Annotated in this window: 16 protein-coding genes; 14 read left to right on the top strand and 2 right to left on the bottom strand. The window is 61.4% G+C overall.

Annotated features, from left to right (window positions below; genetic code table 11):
- Genes hisH through BO996_RS00240 form a run of 6 tightly spaced genes read left to right on the top strand, consistent with a single transcriptional unit; the run spans position 1 to position 6516 of the window.
- Positions 1–603: an imidazole glycerol phosphate synthase subunit HisH gene (hisH, locus tag BO996_RS00215; RefSeq protein ID WP_198041262.1), complete on the top strand. Its 603-nt coding sequence runs from the start codon at positions 1–3 to the stop codon at positions 601–603.
- Positions 596–1375: a HisA/HisF-related TIM barrel protein gene (locus tag BO996_RS00220; protein WP_071953719.1), complete on the top strand. Its 780-nt coding sequence runs from the start codon at positions 596–598 to the stop codon at positions 1373–1375. Before hisH ends, BO996_RS00220 begins: the two co-directional genes overlap by 8 nt.
- 3 nt (positions 1376–1378) lie before the next feature.
- Positions 1379–2614, top strand: a complete 1236-nt coding sequence (locus BO996_RS00225; protein WP_071953720.1) for an N-acetyl sugar amidotransferase — start codon at positions 1379–1381, stop codon at positions 2612–2614.
- A 30-nt stretch (positions 2615–2644) separates the two neighbouring features.
- Positions 2645–4291 carry a cytidylyltransferase domain-containing protein gene (locus BO996_RS00230; protein WP_071953721.1) on the top strand — a complete coding sequence of 549 codons (1647 nt, stop codon included), beginning with the start codon at positions 2645–2647 and terminating at the stop codon, positions 4289–4291.
- Between the two features lies 1 nt (position 4292).
- Positions 4293–5348, top strand: a complete 1056-nt coding sequence (locus tag BO996_RS00235) for an N-acetylneuraminate synthase family protein (protein WP_071953722.1) — start codon at positions 4293–4295, stop codon at positions 5346–5348.
- A gap of 10 nt (positions 5349–5358) precedes the next feature.
- Positions 5359–6516 carry a polysaccharide pyruvyl transferase family protein gene (locus tag BO996_RS00240; protein WP_071953723.1) on the top strand — a complete coding sequence of 386 codons (1158 nt, stop codon included), beginning with the start codon at positions 5359–5361 and terminating at the stop codon, positions 6514–6516.
- Between the two features lie 123 nt (positions 6517–6639).
- Here BO996_RS00240 and BO996_RS00245 read toward each other — a convergent pair whose 3' ends face one another.
- Positions 6640–7800: a DegT/DnrJ/EryC1/StrS family aminotransferase gene (locus BO996_RS00245; RefSeq protein ID WP_083571106.1), complete on the bottom strand. Its 1161-nt coding sequence runs from the start codon at positions 7798–7800 to the stop codon at positions 6640–6642.
- Entirely contained in the window at positions 7797–9458 is a 1662-nt protein-coding gene (locus BO996_RS00250) for an O-linked N-acetylglucosamine transferase, SPINDLY family protein (protein ID WP_071953725.1), read from the bottom strand. Before BO996_RS00250 ends, BO996_RS00245 begins: the two co-directional genes overlap by 4 nt.
- A 386-nt stretch (positions 9459–9844) precedes the next feature.
- Between BO996_RS00250 and motA the strand changes: the two genes are divergently transcribed.
- The 8 genes from motA (at position 9845) to BO996_RS00290 (ending at position 18921) form a co-directional block, all read left to right on the top strand.
- A complete protein-coding gene (gene motA, locus BO996_RS00255; protein ID WP_012202536.1) occupies positions 9845–10705 on the top strand; it encodes a flagellar motor stator protein MotA in 861 nt (286 codons plus the stop codon).
- 24 nt (positions 10706–10729) lie between these two features.
- Entirely contained in the window at positions 10730–11767 is a 1038-nt protein-coding gene (gene motB / locus BO996_RS00260; protein WP_071953726.1) for a flagellar motor protein MotB, read from the top strand.
- Between the two features lie 124 nt (positions 11768–11891).
- The gene (cheY, locus tag BO996_RS00265; protein WP_012202534.1) at positions 11892–12278 is read left to right on the top strand and encodes a chemotaxis response regulator CheY; all 387 of its coding nucleotides are present in this window, start codon (positions 11892–11894) and stop codon (positions 12276–12278) included.
- 10 nt (positions 12279–12288) lie between these two features.
- Entirely contained in the window at positions 12289–12903 is a 615-nt protein-coding gene (locus BO996_RS00270) for a protein phosphatase CheZ (protein ID WP_012202533.1), read from the top strand.
- A gap of 220 nt (positions 12904–13123) precedes the next feature.
- On the top strand, positions 13124–14299 hold the full coding sequence (locus BO996_RS00275) for an EscU/YscU/HrcU family type III secretion system export apparatus switch protein (RefSeq protein WP_013800346.1): 1176 nt from the start codon (positions 13124–13126) through the stop codon (positions 14297–14299).
- A complete protein-coding gene (gene flhA / locus BO996_RS00280; protein ID WP_012202531.1) occupies positions 14296–16395 on the top strand; it encodes a flagellar biosynthesis protein FlhA in 2100 nt (699 codons plus the stop codon). Before BO996_RS00275 ends, flhA begins: the two co-directional genes overlap by 4 nt.
- Positions 16392–18047: a flagellar biosynthesis protein FlhF gene (gene flhF / locus BO996_RS00285; protein WP_071953727.1), complete on the top strand. Its 1656-nt coding sequence runs from the start codon at positions 16392–16394 to the stop codon at positions 18045–18047. Before flhA ends, flhF begins: the two co-directional genes overlap by 4 nt.
- Positions 18040–18921, top strand: a complete 882-nt coding sequence (locus tag BO996_RS00290; RefSeq protein ID WP_012202529.1) for a hypothetical protein — start codon at positions 18040–18042, stop codon at positions 18919–18921. The genes flhF and BO996_RS00290 overlap by 8 nt, the downstream gene beginning before the upstream one ends.
- Position 18922: the final 1 nt, after the last annotated feature.

The following is an 18922-nucleotide window of genomic DNA, read 5'->3' on the forward strand; positions in this document are numbered from 1 at the left end:
GTGACCGTCGCAATCGTGGACTATGGTCTAGGCAATCACGCTTCGATCAAGCACGCGCTGCAGGACGCGGGGATGCGCGTGCGCATCGGCGCAGATGCCGAAACACTGGATGCCTGTGACGTGCTGCTGCTGCCTGGCGTGGGCGCATTTCCCGCAGCCATGCAACGCCTGCAAAGCACGGGACTCGACAAGTACCTGCGTCACGCCGCATTTTCGGGGCGCGCCCTGCTCGGCATCTGCCTTGGCATGCAGCTGCTGGTCGAAGAGTCCCTGGAATTCGGCCATTCGGTAGGACTTGGAATACTGCCAGGCAAGGCTGTTGCCCTGCACGCGCCTGCCTGGCATATAGGCTGGAACAATCTGCACGGCACGGGCAATGATCCAGCTGTTCAGTCATTCCACGGCGAGCAAGTCTATTTCAACCATTCGTACGCCCTGCAATGCGAAGCCGCGTACGTCACGGCCGTGGCCATGCTGGGTCAGCCGATCGTGGCCGCCATTCGCAGGGAAAAGATCGTCGGCCTGCAATTCCATCCCGAAAAAAGCCAGAGCGTCGGCCACCAGATGTTGTCCTCACTAATCACGGAGCTAGCGCATGCTTAGGAAACGCCTGATCGCCGTCGTTACCGTGCGCAATGGCTGGGCAGTGCAGTCGTTTGGCTACCACCGTTATCTGCCCCTGGGCCGGCCGGAATGCCTGGTTGAGAACCTCGATCGTTGGGGTGCCGATGAAATCCTGGTGCAATGCATGGATCGCAGTACCCGTGGTCTTGGCCCGGATCTTGAGCTGCTCTCCCGGCTCGGACGTATTGGCTTGCGCACGCCACTGGTCTACGGAGGGGGCATCTCGACGGCGGATCAGGCCGTGCGCGTCATACATACAGGTGCCGATCGCATCATGCTCGATCATGGGCTGTGCCGTGCAGCCGGTGCCGTGAGGCAGATGTCGAGTCGGCTGGGTGCCCAGGCGCTTATTGCCTGCGTGCCAGTCGAATTTCAACCAACGCTGCTGCACTATGACTACGCGGCCCGAAAGACCCTGCCGTTCAGCCAGGACTTGCTGCAATTGCTGTCTGACCGCGTTCTATCCGAGGTCATGCTGACTGACCGGCGCCAGGACGGAGGAACCACCGAACTTGAGCCATCGCAGCTAGCGAAGTTGCCTTGGACGGGCGCACCGCTCATCCTTTTCGGAGGCTTCACCGATCCTCAGCGCAGCCGGCGCTTTTTGGAACATGAGGCCGTCGCTGCAATCGCCGTGGGGAATACGCTGTCCTATCACGAGCACGCTTACCAGCACTACAAGCAGGTCATGAACAGCGGCTCGCTGCGCCAACCAGTATTCGCCGGCCCGGCATTGGCCGAAGGGCTTTGAACGATGGATTTTTGCAAACGTTGTCTTTACGCGATCACACACCCGCTGGGCCTGGTGCTGGACGACGAGGGTGTCTGCTCAGGATGCAGGGTGCACGAGGAAAAGAATGCACTGGACTGGTCCACGCGCTGGGAGCGGCTCAGGCAACTGGTCGCCCCCTACCGAGTTCAGTCGGGGCGCAACTATGACTGCATCGTGCCCGTATCTGGAGCAGGCGACTCCTACTTCATCGTCCATCTGGTCAAAGAACGCCTGGGACTGAACCCTCTGCTGGTCAACTACAACCGCTACTTCAATACGCCGCTGGGCATCCGCAACCTGGCAAACTTGCGGATACGTTTCAACTGCGACATCCTCTACCAGAACATCAATCCCCTGGTGGTCAGGAAGATCGTACGCAGCAGTTTGCGGCAGTTGGGCAGCCTTCACTGGCCCATCCTGGCCGGGCAGTCGGTTTTTCCGGTCCAGACTGCGGTCCGATTGCGCATACCGCTGATCATCTGGGGCGCTCACCAGGGACTTGAGCAAGTGGGCATGTTTTCGCACCTCCACGAAGTGGAAATGACACGGCGATATCGCAAGGAACATGACCTGATGGGTTACGAGGCCGATGACCTGCTATCCGTTTTCGATACGCTCACGGAAGACGACATCTGGCAGTACCGCTACCCAGCAGATGCCGACCTCGAATCGACGGGAGTCCGAGGCATCTACCTGGGCAACTTCGTGCGCTGGGACCCCAGTGTGCAGCATCAGCAGATGTTGGAGCAACAAGGCTATGCCAGCAGCATCTGTACCCGCAGCTTCGACACGTACGACCACGTGGATTGCTTTAACTACATGGGCCTGCATGACCAGCTCAAGCTGTTCAAGCACGGTTATTCCAAAGTGACAGACCATGCCAGCCGTGAGATACGCCATGGCCGCATGACACGCGCGCAGGGTCTAGAAATGGTGCATCGCCATGAACAGGCCCCCGTTCCCTTCTCGCAACAGCTGTGCGACTGGTTGGCCATGGATCCCAGGGCACTGCAATTCATGCTCGACCAGCATCGCAATCCCGCATGGTGGACACGCACCGCACATGATCATTGGGATTTCCATGGCTGGAGTCAGCAGCAGCCCGATCCTCCAGGGCCTTCTGCGAACTGGCGCCCCGAGGGATTTTCGGCAACGCATTCGCTGATGCTCGATGCCCCCGAACGCTACATTACGGTGGGCAAGGGCTGGCCATGTTGAAGACCAGCTATCAATGACGAGTCGACTCCCATGAAAGCTGTTGCCATCATTCCCGCTCGCGGTGGTTCCAAAGGGATACCACGCAAAAGCATCCGGCCTCTGGCAGGCAAGCCCCTGATCTACTATGCCATTGAGGCCTGTAAGGCCTGTACAGGGCTTGCTGCGGTCTATGTGACCACGGATGATCCCGAGATTGCCATGCTCGCACATCGGTTTGGCGCCCAGGTTATCCACAGACCCGAGGCCCTGGCAAATGACGCAGCCACACTGGATCCTGTTATCGAGCATGCCATGCGCAGCATCGAGGAGCAGGAAGGAACCGGCTTCGATGTCGTGGTGACCGTGCAGGCTACATCACCGCTGGTACTGCCGGCGGACATCGAGGAAGCCTTGTATCTTTTCGAGAATCCCGAGACGGATACGGTGCTGTCGGTCGTTGACGACCGCCACCTGTGTTGGCGAATTGTCGACGGCCAAGCGGTGCCCGCATATGAGCGACGTGTCAACCGGCAGGCTCTGCCATCTAACTTTCGAGAGACTGGAGCCGTGATCGCCTGCAGACGGGGACAACTTTCCCGGGGCACGCGCATCGGTTCGCGCGTGCAACTGCTCGAGATGCCCCAGCTGCGCAGCTTCGACATCGACAGCATCGCCGATTTCCATCTTTGCGAAAGCATGCTGTTGCGCCGCAAGGTGGTGTTCACCGTAGTGGGCTACCCCGAGGTGGGTTTGGGACATGTCTATCGCACGCTACTCCTGGCCCATGAGCTGGTCTCCTGCGAGATCCATTTTGTCTGTGAAGCGTCTAGCAAGATGGCCGCCAAAATCATTGCATCGAAGAACTACCAAATCCACGAATGCGAGGACGGCGCGCTGCTCCAGTCCGTGTTGACATTGAAGCCCGACTTCGTCATCAACGACATCCTCGATACTGATGCTGCTTATATCTTCGCCCTCAAACAACAGGGCCTGCGTGTGGTCAATTTCGAAGACATGGGCAGTGGCGCCGATATTGCAGACCTTGTTGTCAACGCACTTTATTCACCACACAATGACAACGACAACTTGTTGTCAGGGCCCCACTACTTCTGCCTGCGCGACGAATTCATCTACTTACCTGAACGTCCTGCTCGAGACTCTGTACAGCGGGTATTGATTACTTTCGGCGGTGCCGATGACGCCGATCTGACCTCGCAGGTCCTGCGCGCGATCGAACCCATCTGCCGTGGTTACGGTATTTTCATTGACATAGTTACCGGCCCTGGCTACCGTCATCATGAGCACTTGAATCAAGTGCTCATGCAGCTTCCCAGGGATGTAGTCAACTACGTGGGGGCTACCACGCGTATCTCAGATTATATGTGCACTGCCGATCTGGCAGTGACCTCAGGGGGCAGGACCGTGCTTGAGCTAGCCGCTCTTCAGGTCCCGACTATGGTCATATGCCAAAGTTACAGAGAAACCATACATGAATTCGCCAGCCAAGCCAATGGCGTGATGAATTTCGGGCTGTGGACCGAATTAGATCTCAACCAATTCATCCAGAAATTCGAAATGCTTATTGAATCCAGCGATTCCAGAGAAGAAATGCGTCGCAAGGCTTCTTCCATTGATCTTAGAAAAGGCAAAAAACGGGTGATCGACGCAATTATATCGTTGAGCTCGGCAGGTATTTAAAATGAATCCAATCAAAATCGGAAACATGTATATTGGCCATCCCCTGCAACCTTATATAATTGCGGAGATTGGCGTGAATCATGAAGGAGACATGGCCCTTGCCAAGCGCCTGATCTTGGAGGCCAAGGCAGGAGGTGCGCATGCTGCGAAGTTCCAGACTTACAAGGCGGAAAAAATAGCAGCCCGCAAGAGCCCGGCCTACTGGGATCTCAGCAAGGAAACCACGCCATCGCAATACCAGCTTTTCAAGAAATACGATAGTTTCGGGCCTGCTCAATACGAGGAATTGGCAGATTTCTGCAGACTCCAAGGTATCGCATTCATGTCGACACCATTTGATCTGGAAGCCGTTGATTTCTTGGCTCCACTTATGGATGCATTCAAGATCGCATCCGCCGATATTACCAACGTTCCGTTGATCCGGCGATGTGCGTCCAAGGGAAAACCTCTCATTATTTCAACTGGTGCATCCACGCTGCCCGAAATAGAGTTCGCGCTGAAAACGGCAAGGCAGGCTGGCGCCACGCAGATCGTATTGCTTCACTGCATCCTCAACTACCCAACGGCTGCAGAAAACGCATCCCTGGCCATGATCTCTGTGCTCCAGCGCACCTTCCCCGAATGTCTGGTGGGCTATTCAGATCATGTCGAGCCCGATACAGAGGTCAGCGCGCTGTATAACGCAACCTTGCTGGGGGCCTGCGTGCTCGAAAAGCACTTCACGCACGACAAGAGCCTGCCAGGCAACGACCACTACCACGCCATGGATCAATATGATCTACAGCGCCTCCTTCGCCGCATGGATTCCGCTCGAGCGCTCATAGGCCCGGGTGGCAAGGATATCTCCAAGGAAGCCGAGGCCAGGCTGCACGCCCGGCGCAGCATCGTCGCCGCCCACGATCTGAAGGCTGGTCATGTGCTCACAGAGGGCGACCTTATCGCCAAACGCCCTGCCCATGGCATATCTCCGCTTCACTGGGACGAAGTTCTGGGGCGTACGCTGCTTCAGGACGTGCAGGAAGACGACATTCTTCAATGGAAGATGCTGGACTGCTAGGATCAAAAAAATGATTGATAGGTATGTGTTACTTGCTGGTGGTAGAAATAATTCCGGAGACTACCTTATTGAACTGCGCGGCGGACAATTACTGGCACGCCTGCGCCCTGACCGCGAGCAAATCATACTTAACGGTTGGGAACCATTCAGCGATGAAACGCTATCGCTGGTCAACGATTCTCGTGCATTGATCTTGCTTGGAGGTCCAGGCCTCCAGTATGAAATGCATGGACAGGTCTATCCCTTATGTAAAGAACTGGATCGTATCAAGACACCGATTATCATGATGGGCATAGGCTGGAACTCCTATACGGGCGCATGGAATGATAGCCGCCACTACAGACTACTTGAAAATTCCATGAAACTGCTGAGAAAAATTGATAAATCTGGCCATGCATCATCGGTCCGCGATTATCACACACTCAATGCACTTCATCATCTTGGCATAAAAAACTGCACAATGACGGGCTGCCCCGTCCTCTACCCAGAAGGATTTGTGGGTCACTCTTTATCTATTCCTAACGCAGTCCGAAAAGTCTCCTTTTCTCTAGGAGTTTCCTTTGTACGCGATAACCGTATAGAGAAACAGACGAAAGAGATACTACTCAAACTCGTAAAACGCTTCGGAGAAGGCCACGTTACTGTTGTCTTCCATCATTCCTTTGATCCCGAGAAACTCCACCAAGCATATGGGTCGAAAGTCACGCATTTTTCTCAAGCTCATCAGCGCTTTGCAGCATGGCTTGACACTTATGCCATACCGAAGGTAGACATCTCTGGGGGCTCTCAGGCCATGCTTAGCCACTACAACAGCTGCGATTTACACATCGGATACCGAGTTCATGCACACCTGCTGCGCATAGGCATGAACCGACCTTCCGTACTGATAGCGGAAGACGGACGTGGTCTTGGCCAACAGTGCGCCATCGGTGGTGCTATTTATTGCGCCGGAAACGTGGAGAAAGTCAGCTGGAAGCAAAGACTGCAACAACGACTGGGACGCCCCATGCAGTTTCCATCATCAGCGAACATTAATGAACTGCCTGATGAGCTAATGTATGTGATTGAAAATGAATTACAAACTCAATTTGTGCGCAATAGACAGTCAATTGCAGCAAAAAACGCAATCTTCCAGGATATGCATCATTTTATCGAATCATTACCATAGATATGCAAATTCTGTTGAATTGCAAACGATGGCAGTCAAGAAATTACTTCAATTTACTAATTCAATAATTCAATTCTTAATTTTTCCAGACGAGCCTCTGGAAATCTAAGCACGCAACCCGGACTAGGAAAGTACCATGCTCACAACTTCCTGAATCCGTCCGCACTGCTGCTGCGTCATGCCCAAGAAAAAAGGAAGGCCTAACAGTGTATCCGCCAAGGAGTCGGCATGGGGAGTCGCAAGCTTCACATGCCTATGCCTCAACGCAGGCATATGCTGCAACAACGGTTGGTACCAGCGTCGCGTAGTGATATGTGCGAGTCCACAGGCTGCTTCCAACGCCGCGCGCTCATCGGCTCCGGGCAGGCGAGCGCAGAGGAGCGTCGGGGCCACAAGAGCACCCCCAGCGCTCTGTTTCTGCCACGATAGTCTGTGGTTACCAGCAGCATCCAGCTTCTCCATCAGAGCAATCTGCAACGCGTGCCTTTGCTCTGCATGCTGCTCCCAAATTTGCAGTGACGCGAGGCCGACGGCCGCATGGTATTCACTCATCTTGGCATTGGTGCCAGTACCAGCCAGCGCGCCAACCGGGAGACCTGCAGCATGGTCAAGATTGATCCCAAAATTGGAAAGCTGACGGACCCGGCTAACCAGTCCGGGACGTGTGGAAACCACCAAGCCACCCTCACCCGCTGGAAGGCTCTTTGTCGTGTGCAGACTGAAAACCAGCGTGCCCTCGGATCCCTGCAACTGCTGGCTGCCGTAAGCTGCGGCTGCATCGACAATAACCGGCACACCTGTATCTCTTTCAAACTGCTGCCATGCGTGCATCCCATGTGGCATGCCAAAGGTTGCAACTGGCAGCACAACATCAATGCGCATCTCAGTGCATGCCAGACGAGCGATTTCCGGTGTCAACATCCAACTATTCGGATCAACATCGCCCAACACGGGTACATGGCCTGCTCGGACAATAGCAGTAGCCGTTGCCACAAAAGTAAGTGCCGGCACTAACACATGCGATCCAGATGGCAAATCCAGGGATTGCAGCACCAACTCTAGACCTAACGTGGCATTAGCTACTGTGGTCAGTTGTTCCCTTGGAAGCGAAAGACGCTGACAAATTTCGTATTCCAACTCCTGAACCAGCGGCCCGAAATTGGAATAGTGCCGTGCTTCATGCATACGCGTCAGCCAAGGTAACAAAGCCTGCGGAGAAGGCATATCAGGCAACAATAATGGTATACGGTCAGACGCCATGTACAACGATGGAAATTTTTTCATGCGACCGAGTCCACTTCAGCTGCCAGCTCATCGAGATTGTCCAATACGTGATGGGCTCGACGGCTTCCAAGCAACCAGTTGACCCACATCAGGCGAAGGGCCCGTTCCAACTCTGCAGTTCGTTCCGGATAGTTCATAAGTACGCTAGCTTCCAACTTTGCTCGTGCACTCAAGCGTTGCCGCTGCAAGCGGCCAGGGTCACCCATGAGACGCAATGCACCACGCACGTATTCATCTTCACTACTAGCAATCTCCCCGTCATGTCCCAAGCCACGCAAAGTATGTGCAGTGGAGGCATCCACTCCGCGCACGGCATCCATAGCAACAATGCTTAAGCCCATCCACAAGGAATGCAGTGTTGTAGTGCCGCCCGAAATGGGCGAGGTATCCAGCGCTACGTCGGCGATGTGGCCGAGCTCCATGAATCGATCTAAAGGCTGCTGGTGCAATACCGCAACCCGATCCAGGGGCATACCAGCAGCCTCGATCCGCGGCTGCATATGCGCCTGGGCCGCTTCTGGATCTTGTTCCTTGACCATGATGATCAGGCGTGCATCCTGGCGATCATGAAGAATGCGCGCCCAAATGGCCAGCATGTCATTCGTGATCTTGGCCGAGCTGTTCAGCGAGATCAGTGTCGGATAACCGTTGCGCAGCATGGGTGGCTCTTCACACAGCGGCGAGTATTCGGGAGGCGCGTAGCTAGCCATGCAGCGAACACGGAAAAGCTCCTCTGAATAGTAGGGCGAATGGCTGGGCGGAGCAATGGCGCCATCCACCAACCGGTAATCCATGGCCTTCATCCCCAGCGTATGCATATAGCCCAGCCAGGTCACCTGCACGGGTGCGGCGCGGCGGGCGAAGACTTCCAGGCGGTGGCCCAGGGTGAAGCCTGACAGGTCCACCAGCACATCGATGCCGTCGGCGCGGATCTGTTCGTAGAGCTGGTCGTCGGTCTGCTCGACCGCATCGTGCCAGTGCGGCACCAGGGCGCGCAGCTTCTCGGTCATCTTGTCGGGGCGGCCGCTGGAGTAGACGTGGATCTCGACGTTGTCCGGGTTGTGGTGCTCCAGCACGGGCCGCATGAAGAAGGCCACCGAGTGCTGGCGGAAGTCGGCCGTGACATAGCCGACCTTGAGCTTTTTGCGCGGGTTGCGATCGCGCGGGGGAAAGGGCTTGGCATTGCGGGTCAGCGGATCGGCGAAGCGCCGGCCCCAGTCGCGCGCCACTTCCAGGGATTTGAGCGGATCGCTGCTGGTGTGCGAGTGGATGTAGGCCCGCGTCATCCAGTGCGTGTTCTCGTTCTTGGCGTGGCGGCAGGCGTCGTCGATCAGGTCGCAGGCCTCCTGCCTGCGCCCCGTGCTGAACAGGGCCAGCGCCAGCAGGCGCTGGGCGTTGGGCATGCGGGGCTCTATCTCCAAGGCCATCTGCAACGCTTCCATGGCCTGTGGCCAGATGCTCATGCGCACGTAGACAAAGCCGATGTGCAGCCAGACCTTGGAGTTGCGCGGGTCCCGGGCCACCAGTTGCGCCAGGTCCGACAGTGCCTCCAGGAACTGCGCGCGATCGACCATGGCGCGGATGCGGGTCAGCTCGCTGTCGATGCTGGGCGGCTGCGCAGCGGCAGCGAAGGCGTTGGCAAGAGGTGAAGATGGCATGGCGATGCAGCAGAGGAAGTATCAGGCCGGCCCGCGGTCGGCACACGGTCGGCCCGCGGTCCGCACGCTTGTGCGCGCGGTGACACAAAGAATAAAACTGTGCCGACTATCCTCGCATGCGCGCCGCGCGATCCGCTATTAAGCGCCCGCCTTGCAAGACTCAAACAGGCACCGATTTGCCGGCCTTTTTGGGCTTTTGGCGCGCAGCGGCGCGTTTACACCTGCATCTCAGGGCTCTCAAGTATTGATGCCTGCGGTCGATAGCTTGACAAGCCATGGGTTCGTCGATGGCCGCCACCCCGCCACGGCCCAGTGTCAAAACAAGCGCGCATTTCCAAGCCAGTTCCGACTTTTCCATCGGGACACCTCTGACAGAATCCACTCCCATGCTTGTCATCATCGGATACATCGTCGCCTTCGGTTGCATCTTCGGCACCTATGTGCTGCACGGGGGCAACGTCCAGGTCATTCTCAAGGCCCTGCCCTTCGAGATGGTGACCATCGGCGGCGGCGCCATCGGCGCCTTCATCGTGTGCAACCAGCCCAAGGTGCTCAAGGCCACGGCCAAGGCCATCCCTGGCGTGATGAAGAGTTCGCGCTACACCAAGGCCCGCTTCATGGAGCTGATGGCCCTGCTGTACGAGATTCTGCAAAAGGCCCGCAAGGAGGGCCTGATGTCCATCGAAAGCGATGTGGAGGCACCCAACGAGTCGCCCATCTTCACCAAGTACCCCGAGCTGCTGGCCGACCACCATGTGGTGGAGTTCCTGACCGACTACCTGCGCATGATGGTGTCGGGCAACCTCAACTCCCACGAGATCGAGTCGCTGATGGACAGCGAGATCGAGGCGCATCACGCCGAAGCGCATGCCCCGGTCAATGCATTGACCCGCCTGGCCGGCGCCCTGCCCGCCTTCGGGATCATTGCCGCCGTGCTGGGCGTGGTGAACACCATGGGCTCGGTGGGCCAGCCGCCTTCCGTGCTGGGCGGCATGATCGCCTCGGCCCTGGTCGGTACCTTCCTGGGCATTTTGCTGGCCTATGCGCTGGTGGAGCCCATGGCCGGCCTGGTGGAGCAACGCGCCCAGGATGCTGCCAAGGAACTGGAGTGCATCAAGACCACCTTGCTGGCCAGCATGCAGGGCTACAACCCTGCCACGGCCATCGAGTTCGGCCGCAAGGTGCTGTTCTCCACCGAACGTCCCGGGTTCCTTGAACTGGAAACCCACGTCAAGGGCAAGAAGTAATCCTGCGTCCAGCAGCGTCAAGCCATGGCAGAGAAAAAGTTACAGCCGATCATCATCAAGCGCGTCAAGAAGACGGCGCATGCACCCCACGGCGGTGCCTGGAAGATCGCCTATGCCGACTTCGTGACCGCGATGATGGCCTTCTTCCTGCTGATGTGGCTGCTGGGCTCCACGGCCAAGGGCGAGCTGCAGGGCATTGCGGCGTATTTTTCCTCTCCGCTGAAGGTGGCGATGGCCGGCGGCGACGGTGCAGGCAACAGCTCCAGCGTGATTCCCGGCGGCGGCAATGATCTGGCCAAGGTGCACGGCCAGGTGCGGCGCTCGGAGGCGGCGGACAGCTCCAACCGGCGCACCAGCGTCGATGCGGGCCGCGCTGACCAGGCCCAGGTGGATTCCAACCGCATCAAGGCGCTCAAGGCCAAGGTGGACGCGATGATCACCAGCAATGCGCGCCTCAACGAATTCCGCTCGCAGATCCGCACCGACGTGACGCCCGACGGCTTGCAGATCCAGATCGTGGACGAGCAAAACCGCCCCATGTTCGACAGCGGCAGCGCCATGGTCAAACCCTACATGCGCGACATCCTGCGCGAAGTGGGCGCGGCCCTGGCGGGCGCGGAAAACCGCATCAGCCTGTCCGGCCATACCGATGCCGCCCCTTACGGCAATGCCGACCGCGGCTACAGCAACTGGGAGCTGTCCTCCGACCGTGCCAACGCCTCGCGTCGCGAGCTGGTGGCGGCCGGCATGCCGCTGAACCAGCTGGCCCGCATCACGGGGCTGGCCAGCAGCGACCTGCTGCTGCCCGATGATCCGCGTGCCCCGCAGAACCGGCGCATCACCATCACCGTGCTCACGCAGGAGGCTGAAAAGCGCCTGCTGGGCCACCGCGGACCTGTGACACGCAACGCCTTGCCGCCTTCATTGGCCGGCGGCAATGCCGGCACGGCGAATGCGGCCACCACCGAATCCGCAACCGGCGAGACCGCTGCGCAGCCCGCCGCCACCTCGCCTGCAGCTGCCCCGTCTGCGCCCGCGTCACCTGATCGTGTAACAAATTAAGGTTTGCGCCCGATGCTGCCGAAAAGCAGGAAAATTCCCACATTGCGCCAAGAAGGTTTCATATTGTTACCATCGCGGCGGATTCTTACCAGTACCGAGCACCTACCGACCGAAAGGGCCTCACGTGGCTAATGCCCTGCGTTTTTTGATCGTTGACGACTTCTCCACCATGCGGCGCATCGTGCGCAATCTGCTCAAGGAGAGCGGCTTTCCCGAAGCCGATGAAGCCGAAGACGGCGTCGTGGCACTGCACAAGCTGCGCAACAGCAAGTTTGATTTCGTGGTGACGGACATCAACATGCCCAACATGAACGGCTTCCAGCTGCTCACCGAAATCAAGCAGGACGACAAACTCAAGCACCTTCCCGTGCTGATGGTGACGGCCGAGGCACGCAAGGAGGACATCGTGGCAGCGGCCCAGGGCGGCGCGGCAGGCTACATCGTCAAGCCCTTCACCAAGGCCACGCTGGAAGAGAAAGTCAACCTGATCCTCAAAAAGCTGGGCCTGTAGGGCACGCGCCATGAGCAACCCGGATGTCCCCGACAGCGTCCACTACAAGGTGGGCGTTCTCACGCGCCAGCTGCATGACTCGCTCAACGAGCTGGGCTATGCGGACCGTTTGCGCGGCAGCATGGGAGAGCTGCCGGACGCGCAAAGCCGCCTTTCCTACATTGCGCGGCTGACCGGAGAAGCCGCCGAGAAGGTTCTGAACCGCGTCGAATTGGCCAAGGTCCAGCAGGACCGGCTGGCCGAGCGTGTACGCGCCATGCGGGCACAGATGGTCGAGGACCCCGTGGCGGCCGTGGCCAAGGGCCGGGTGATGAACTTCCTGGAGGAAGTCGAGCAGGGCACGCAGCAGGCCGACGAGCACCTCACCGAGATCATGATGTCCCAGGACTTCCACGATCTCACGGGCCAGGTCATCGCCCGCGTGGTCTCGCTGGCCGCCGATCTGGAGGACCAGCTGGTGCAGCTGCTCATCCAGACCTCGCCCAACCCGCAGCAGACGGCGCTGGAGCCCCTGGAAAAGCCCAAGGAGCACCTCGCCGGCCCCGTGGTCGATCCCGAGAAGACGCCCGATGTGGTGACTTCGCAGTCCCAGGTGGACGATCTCCTGGCCAGCCTGGGATTCTGATCACCCGGGGGGCGCACGGCGCCTCCCCTCTCATTGCAGGGCAGCCTCTTTCGCTTGGGCGCAAGGGGCTGACTGCCATCCTCGCGGCGCCCTTGCACCATGCGGCTGCCGCTCCTCCCCTTGTGCAGACAGCACATAAGCGCCGCTTGAGCCCCGCTTATCGGGGCTTCGCCTGCCTGGCTTGTTCCGACAATGACGCAAATCCTTCCGTCATTGCGCCATGGACTCCAGCCAAGACAAAAGCCTTCCCGCCACCGAACGCAAACTGCAGAAAACGCGTTCTGACGGCCAGGGTGCGCGCTCTCGGGACCTGTCGCACCTGGCCATCCTGGGCACGGGCGCGCTGATGATGCTGATGGGCGCCGAGCCCCTGATCCAGCACCTGCGCATGGCACTGGCCCAGCAATTGGCCTTCGACGCGCACACGGCCAAGACGCCGGCCCTGATGATGGAGCGCATGCTGTCCATGGGCAGCCTGGGCCTGAAGATTTCCCTGGTCGTTGCCGCCGTGACCACGGGTGCGGCCCTGGTGTCGGGCATGCTGGCCGGCGGCTGGATCCTGAGCCTCAAGCCCATCCAACCGCAGTTCAACCGCCTCAATCCGCTGTCGGGCCTGACCAACCTGTTTTCCAAGCAGCAGATGGTGACCGTGGTGAAGATGGTGGTGATGACGGCCATCCTCTCCTTCGTGGCCTGGAAGTTCCTGAGCGGCCATCTCGCCGAGATCGCCGCCATCTCCTCCCAACCCTCGGCCATGGCGCTGTCCATGACGGGGCAATGGCTGGCCAGCGGCGTGGCCCTGCTGCTGCTGGTGGTGTTCCTGATGGCCGTGATCGACGTGCCGCTGCAGGCCTACCTGTTCAAGTCGCGCCTGAAGATGAGCCACGAGGAAGTCAAGCAGGAGCACAAGGAATCCGACGGCAACCCGCAGATCAAGAGCAAGATCCGCCAGAAGCAGCGCGAGATCGCCGACCGCGCCAGCGTCAACGCCGTGCCGCGCGCCGACTTCGTGGTGACCAACCCCACGCACTACGCCGTGGCCCTGCGCTACGACGAAAAGACCATGGCCGCCCCGCAGGTCATCTCCAAGGGCACGGACCTGGTGGCGCTGAAGATCCGCGAAGTCGCCGGCGCCCACAAGATCCCGGTGCTCGAATCCCCCATGCTGGCGCGCGCCCTGTACGCGCACGCCGACCTGGACCAGGCCATTCCCGCCGCGCTGTACACGGCCGTGGCCCAGGTCCTGGCCTATGTCTACCGCCTGAAGGCCGCGCTGCGCGGCGAAGGCCCCATGCCTGGCGATCTCGGCGAACCCGTCGTGCCCGCCGAACTCGATCCGCACCAGGGCCGCCGCGCGCCAGGCGCCGCCGCGACCACTGAAGGTACTGCTCCATGACGACGAATCCGCTCCAATCCCTGCAATCGATGTGGTCGAGCGAGAACGCCAAGTTCGCTCAGGGCCTGATGGCGCCGCTGCTGGTGGTGGCCATCCTGGCGCTGATGGTGCTGCCCATTCCGCCGTGGCTGCTGGACACCTTCTTCACGCTGAACATCGCCGTGGCGCTGATGGTGATGATGGTGGCGGCCTACATGATCCGGCCGCTGGACTTCGCGGCCTTCCCGTCGGTGCTGCTGCTGACCACGCTGATGCGCCTGTCGCTGAACGTGGCCTCCACCCGCGTGGTGCTGCTGGAGGGCCACACCGGCCCCGGCGCGGCCGGCGCGGTGATCGAGGCCTTCGGCCACTTCCTGATCGGCGGCAACTTCGCCGTCGGCCTGATCGTGTTCGCCATCCTGGTGGTGATCAACTTCGTGGTGATCACCAAGGGTGCCGAGCGTATCGCCGAAGTCTCGGCCCGCTTCACCCTGGACGCCATGCCCGGCAAGCAGATGGCCGTGGACGCCGACCTGAACGCCGGCCTGATCGACGAAAAGGAAGCCAAGCGCCGCCGCGCCGAGGTGCAGGAAGAGGCCAATTTCTTCGGCTCCATGGATGGTGCCAGCAAGTTCGTGCGCGGCGACGCGGTCGCCGGCATTCTGATCCTGGTGATCAACATCATCGGCGGCTTCGCCATCGGCATGATCCAGCACGGCCTGTCGGCCGGCCAGGCCGCCGACAGCTACATCCTGCTGGCCGTGGGCGATGCGCTGGTCGCGCAGATCCCCGGCCTGCTGATCTCGGTGGCCGCGGCCATGGTGATCTCGCGCGTGGGCAAGGAAACCGACATGGGCCAGCAGATCGCGCAGCAGCTGTTCATGTCGCCCAAGGTGCTGGGCATCACGGCCGGCGTGCTGGGCCTGCTGGGCGTCATTCCGGGCATGCCCCACGTCGTGTTCCTGTGCACGGGCGCGCTGCTGGGCTGGCTGGCCTGGATGCTCTCGCGCCGCCAGCAGGAACGCGCCTCGCAGCAGACCCAGGCGCCCGCACCCGTGGCCGCGCCCAGCGACGGCGAAGCCACCTGGGACGACCTGCAGCCGGTGGACCTGCTCGGCCTGGAGCTGGGCTACCGCCTGATCACCCTGGTGGACAAGGGCCGCCAGGGCGACCTGCTGACCCGCATCAAGGGCGTGCGCCGCAAGTTCGCCCAGGAAGTGGGCTTTCTGCCCCCGGCCGTGCATGTGCGCGACAACCTGGAGCTCAAGCCCAGCGCCTACCGCATCACCCTGCGCGGCGTGATGGTGGGCGAGGGCGAGGCCTTCCCCGGCATGTTCCTGGCCATCAATCCGGGCGGCATCAGCACCCCGCTGATCGGCACCCAGACCACCGACCCGGCCTTCGGCCTGCCCGCCCACTGGATCGACGAACGCCAGAAGGAAGCGGCACAAATGGCAGGCTTTACCGTGGTTGATTCGGAAACCGTGATGGCCACCCATTTGTCACACTTGATGCAAGTGCATGCCGCCAAGCTGATCAGCCGTACCGAGACGCAGCAGTTGGTGGAGCATGTGGCCAAACTGGCTCCCAAGCTGATCGAAGAAGTCATTCCGAAAATGGTGTCCATCACGACGTTCCAGAAAGTGCTCCAGCTGCTGCTGGAAGACTCGGTGCACGTGCGTGACATCCGCACCATCATCGAGACGCTGGCCGAGCACTCCTCGACCACGCAGGACCCTGTCGAGCTGGCCCGCCGCGTGCGCATTGCGCTGTCGCCGTCCATCGTCCAGCAGATCTACGGCCCGACCCGCGAGCTGAACGTCATCGCCATCGAGCCCGGACTCGAACGCCTGCTGGTGCAGGCCCTGTCCAACCCCGGCTCCCCCTCACTGGATCCCGGCGTGGCCGAGATCCTCACCCAGAAGGCGGCCGACATGGCCAACCAGCAAGAAGAGCTGGGCCTGCCTGCCTGCCTGCTGGTTCCCGATTCCATCCGCAATTCCATTGCCCGCCTGGTGCGTCGCGTGGCGCCGCGTCTGCAGGTTCTCGCCCACAGCGAGATCCCCGAAACGCACACCATCCGCATCGGCTCGATTCTTAAAGGTGCATCCGCATGAACATCAAACGCTTCTACGCCCCCACCTCCCGCGAGGCCCTGGCCAAGGCGCGCATGGCTTTCGGAGCGGGCACCCTGATCCTGTCCAACCGCAACACGCCCGATGGCGTCGAGGTCATGGCCACGGCCGAGGACACGCTGGAACACAGCAAGGCCGCTGCCAGCAGCACGCCGCTGCAGCAGGCCATCGAGCGCCGCTCTGCAGAGGAAACCACGGGCCTGCGCCCGCAGGTGCAGGCCAAGCTGATCCAGGCGCAGACCCAGCCGCGCACGGCGCAGCCGGCACTGCAGGCCGCGCAGGCGGCTCCATCGCGTGCTTCCCAGGCAACGTCGTCGGCGATTGCGCAGGCCATCTCGCAGGCGGCCTCGCTGTCGGCAGACGGTGCCGAGCCGGCCGGCCTGCGCCAAAGCGTGCAGGAAGACACCGAACAGCTGGCCATGAGCACCCTGTCCTTCCAGGACTATGTGCGCGAACGCATGCTGCGCCGCCGCCACGAGGCCGGCGTTGAAGAGCCGCTGCCCAGCTTTGCCCAGCGCCGCAGCCTGGGCGACGCCCTGCGCGAAGCACCGGCCGCCGCGCCCACGGCTGCACAGCAGCCGTTCAAGGCACAGCCTGCGCCGTCCGTGGCCCGCCACAACCCGCTGCGCGCCAGCGCCGAAGCGCCGCTGCGCGAGACCCTGCGCGGCGAGCCCGCACCGACCATGGCCTCCCAGGCACTGCGCGATGAGCTGCAGTCCGTGCGCGACCTGATCGAAGAGCGCTTCAACACCCTGACCTGGCTGGGCCAGACGCGCCAGAACCCCATCCACGCCAACCTCACGCACAAGCTGATCCGCGCGGGCTACTCCCCCGTGCTGGCCCGCGCCCTGGTCGAGCACATGCCCCAGGACCTGTCCGCCGGCGACGCCGTGCGCTGGCTGATGCAGGTGCTGGAACGCAATCTGCGCACCGACGCCGACCAGGCCCCGCTGTACGAGCAAGGCGGCGTCTTCGCCCTGGTGGGCTCCACCGGCGTGGGCAAGACCACGACCACGGCCAAGCTGGCTGCCCTGTGCGCCGCCAAGTACGGCGCCGCCAGCGTCGGCCTGATCACCCTGGACACCTACCGCGTCGGCGCCCACGACCAGTTGCGCTCCTACGGCCGCATGCTGGGCGTGGTGGCCCACCTGGCCCATGACCGCGCCGCGCTGCAGGACCTGCTGGGCCTGCTGGCCAACAAGCAGCTGGTGCTGATCGACACCACGGGCGTGGCCCCGCGCGATCCGCGCAAGGACGAGATCCTCGACCTGCTGGACCTGCCCGGCATCCAGAAACTGCTGGCCGTGAACGCGGCCGGCCAGGGCGATGCGCTGGACGATGTGATGCAGGCCTTCAAGGCGCGCGGCTCCAGCCAGGCCATCCTCACCAAGGTGGACGAGGCCGTGAAGCTGGGCCCGTCGGTGGACACTCTGATCCGCCACCAGATGCAGCTGCGTGGCGTGACCAACGGCCAGCGCGTGCCCGAAGACTGGGAACGCGCCGATGCGCAGCAACTGGTCTCCGCCTCCATGCGCGCCGCCACCCGCTCGGCCTTCGATCCCAAGGCGCTGGACCTGGACTTCTTCTTCACCCCGTCCAGCCCCAGCACGGAAGGCGAGATCCACCATGCTTGAAACCTTCCCCCAGCTGCACCAGGGCCTGGGCCTGCACGGCCAGCCCGGCGCCGCCGCGCCCATGGGCCTGCGTGTGCTGGCCATGCTGCGCGACACGGCCAACGACCCGCAGGGCCTGGCCGAACAATCCCTGCTGTGGCCGGTCTGTGCCAGCCTGCAGCGCCTGGGCCTGCCCGTCCTGGTGCTGGACGCCAGCCAGGGCGAATCCCCGGATGCACCGGGCCTGGCGCAGCTGCTGCAGCAAAGCGCCTGGCAGGCCCGTACCGGCCTGCACCCCGATCCCCGTCACAGCTCGGTGGCCGTGCTGCCGGCGCGCCAGGGCCTGGATCTGCTGCCCCAGCAGGCGCGCCAGGCCGGCATGACGCCCATGCAATGGCTGCAGCGCCACGTGCGCGGCTACGCCATCGTCATGCTGTATGCCAATGCCGACACGCTGGCCAGCAACCTGGCCGGCCAGGCCGTGCACCCGCTGATGGTGCTGCCCGAACAAGGCACCCGCGTGCTGGGCTGCTACCGCCAGCTCAAGCAGTTGGCGGTGCATGCCGGCCTGCGCTGCCTGCTGGCGCCGCTGCTGCCCAGCGCCGATGACCTGGGCGTGACCAGCTACGATTGGCGCCGTGGACAGACCGGCGCCCGCAGCCAGGCGGAGGATGCGCAACAGCTGCAATCCCAGATCGACGCGCTGATGCGCTGCGCGCAGCGCCACCTGGGCCATGCGCCGGGACTGCTGCCCGTGCGCCTGCACCATGCACCGGACTTGCAGCGCCTGGCGCTGCAACTGCTCAACCATGCGGGCAGCGTGTTGCCACATGGCGGCCAGGATCTGGCCGCCGGCTTCGCGCCGCTGCCCGCATCCCATGCCTGGAGCCACTGAC

It is taken from the genome of Delftia sp. HK171, assembly GCF_001886655.1.
Lineage (GTDB): Bacteria > Pseudomonadota > Gammaproteobacteria > Burkholderiales > Burkholderiaceae_C > Comamonas > Comamonas acidovorans.

Coding starts and splice junctions, on each gene's coding strand:
- BO996_RS00220 (WP_071953719.1), top strand. CDS start 596: ATGCTTAGGAAACGCCTGATCGCCGTCGTTACCGTGCGCAATGGCTGG.
- BO996_RS00225 (WP_071953720.1), top strand. CDS start 1,379: ATGGATTTTTGCAAACGTTGTCTTTACGCGATCACACACCCGCTGGGC.
- BO996_RS00230 (WP_071953721.1), top strand. CDS start 2,645: ATGAAAGCTGTTGCCATCATTCCCGCTCGCGGTGGTTCCAAAGGGATA.
- BO996_RS00235 (WP_071953722.1), top strand. CDS start 4,293: ATGAATCCAATCAAAATCGGAAACATGTATATTGGCCATCCCCTGCAA.
- BO996_RS00240 (WP_071953723.1), top strand. CDS start 5,359: ATGATTGATAGGTATGTGTTACTTGCTGGTGGTAGAAATAATTCCGGA.
- BO996_RS00245 (WP_083571106.1), bottom strand. CDS start 7,800: ATGAAAAAATTTCCATCGTTGTACATGGCGTCTGACCGTATACCATTA.
- BO996_RS00250 (WP_071953725.1), bottom strand. CDS start 9,458: ATGCCATCTTCACCTCTTGCCAACGCCTTCGCTGCCGCTGCGCAGCCG.
- motA (WP_012202536.1), top strand. CDS start 9,845: ATGCTTGTCATCATCGGATACATCGTCGCCTTCGGTTGCATCTTCGGC.
- motB (WP_071953726.1), top strand. CDS start 10,730: ATGGCAGAGAAAAAGTTACAGCCGATCATCATCAAGCGCGTCAAGAAG.
- BO996_RS00270 (WP_012202533.1), top strand. CDS start 12,289: ATGAGCAACCCGGATGTCCCCGACAGCGTCCACTACAAGGTGGGCGTT.
- BO996_RS00275 (WP_013800346.1), top strand. CDS start 13,124: ATGGACTCCAGCCAAGACAAAAGCCTTCCCGCCACCGAACGCAAACTG.
- flhA (WP_012202531.1), top strand. CDS start 14,296: ATGACGACGAATCCGCTCCAATCCCTGCAATCGATGTGGTCGAGCGAG.
- flhF (WP_071953727.1), top strand. CDS start 16,392: ATGAACATCAAACGCTTCTACGCCCCCACCTCCCGCGAGGCCCTGGCC.
- BO996_RS00290 (WP_012202529.1), top strand. CDS start 18,040: ATGCTTGAAACCTTCCCCCAGCTGCACCAGGGCCTGGGCCTGCACGGC.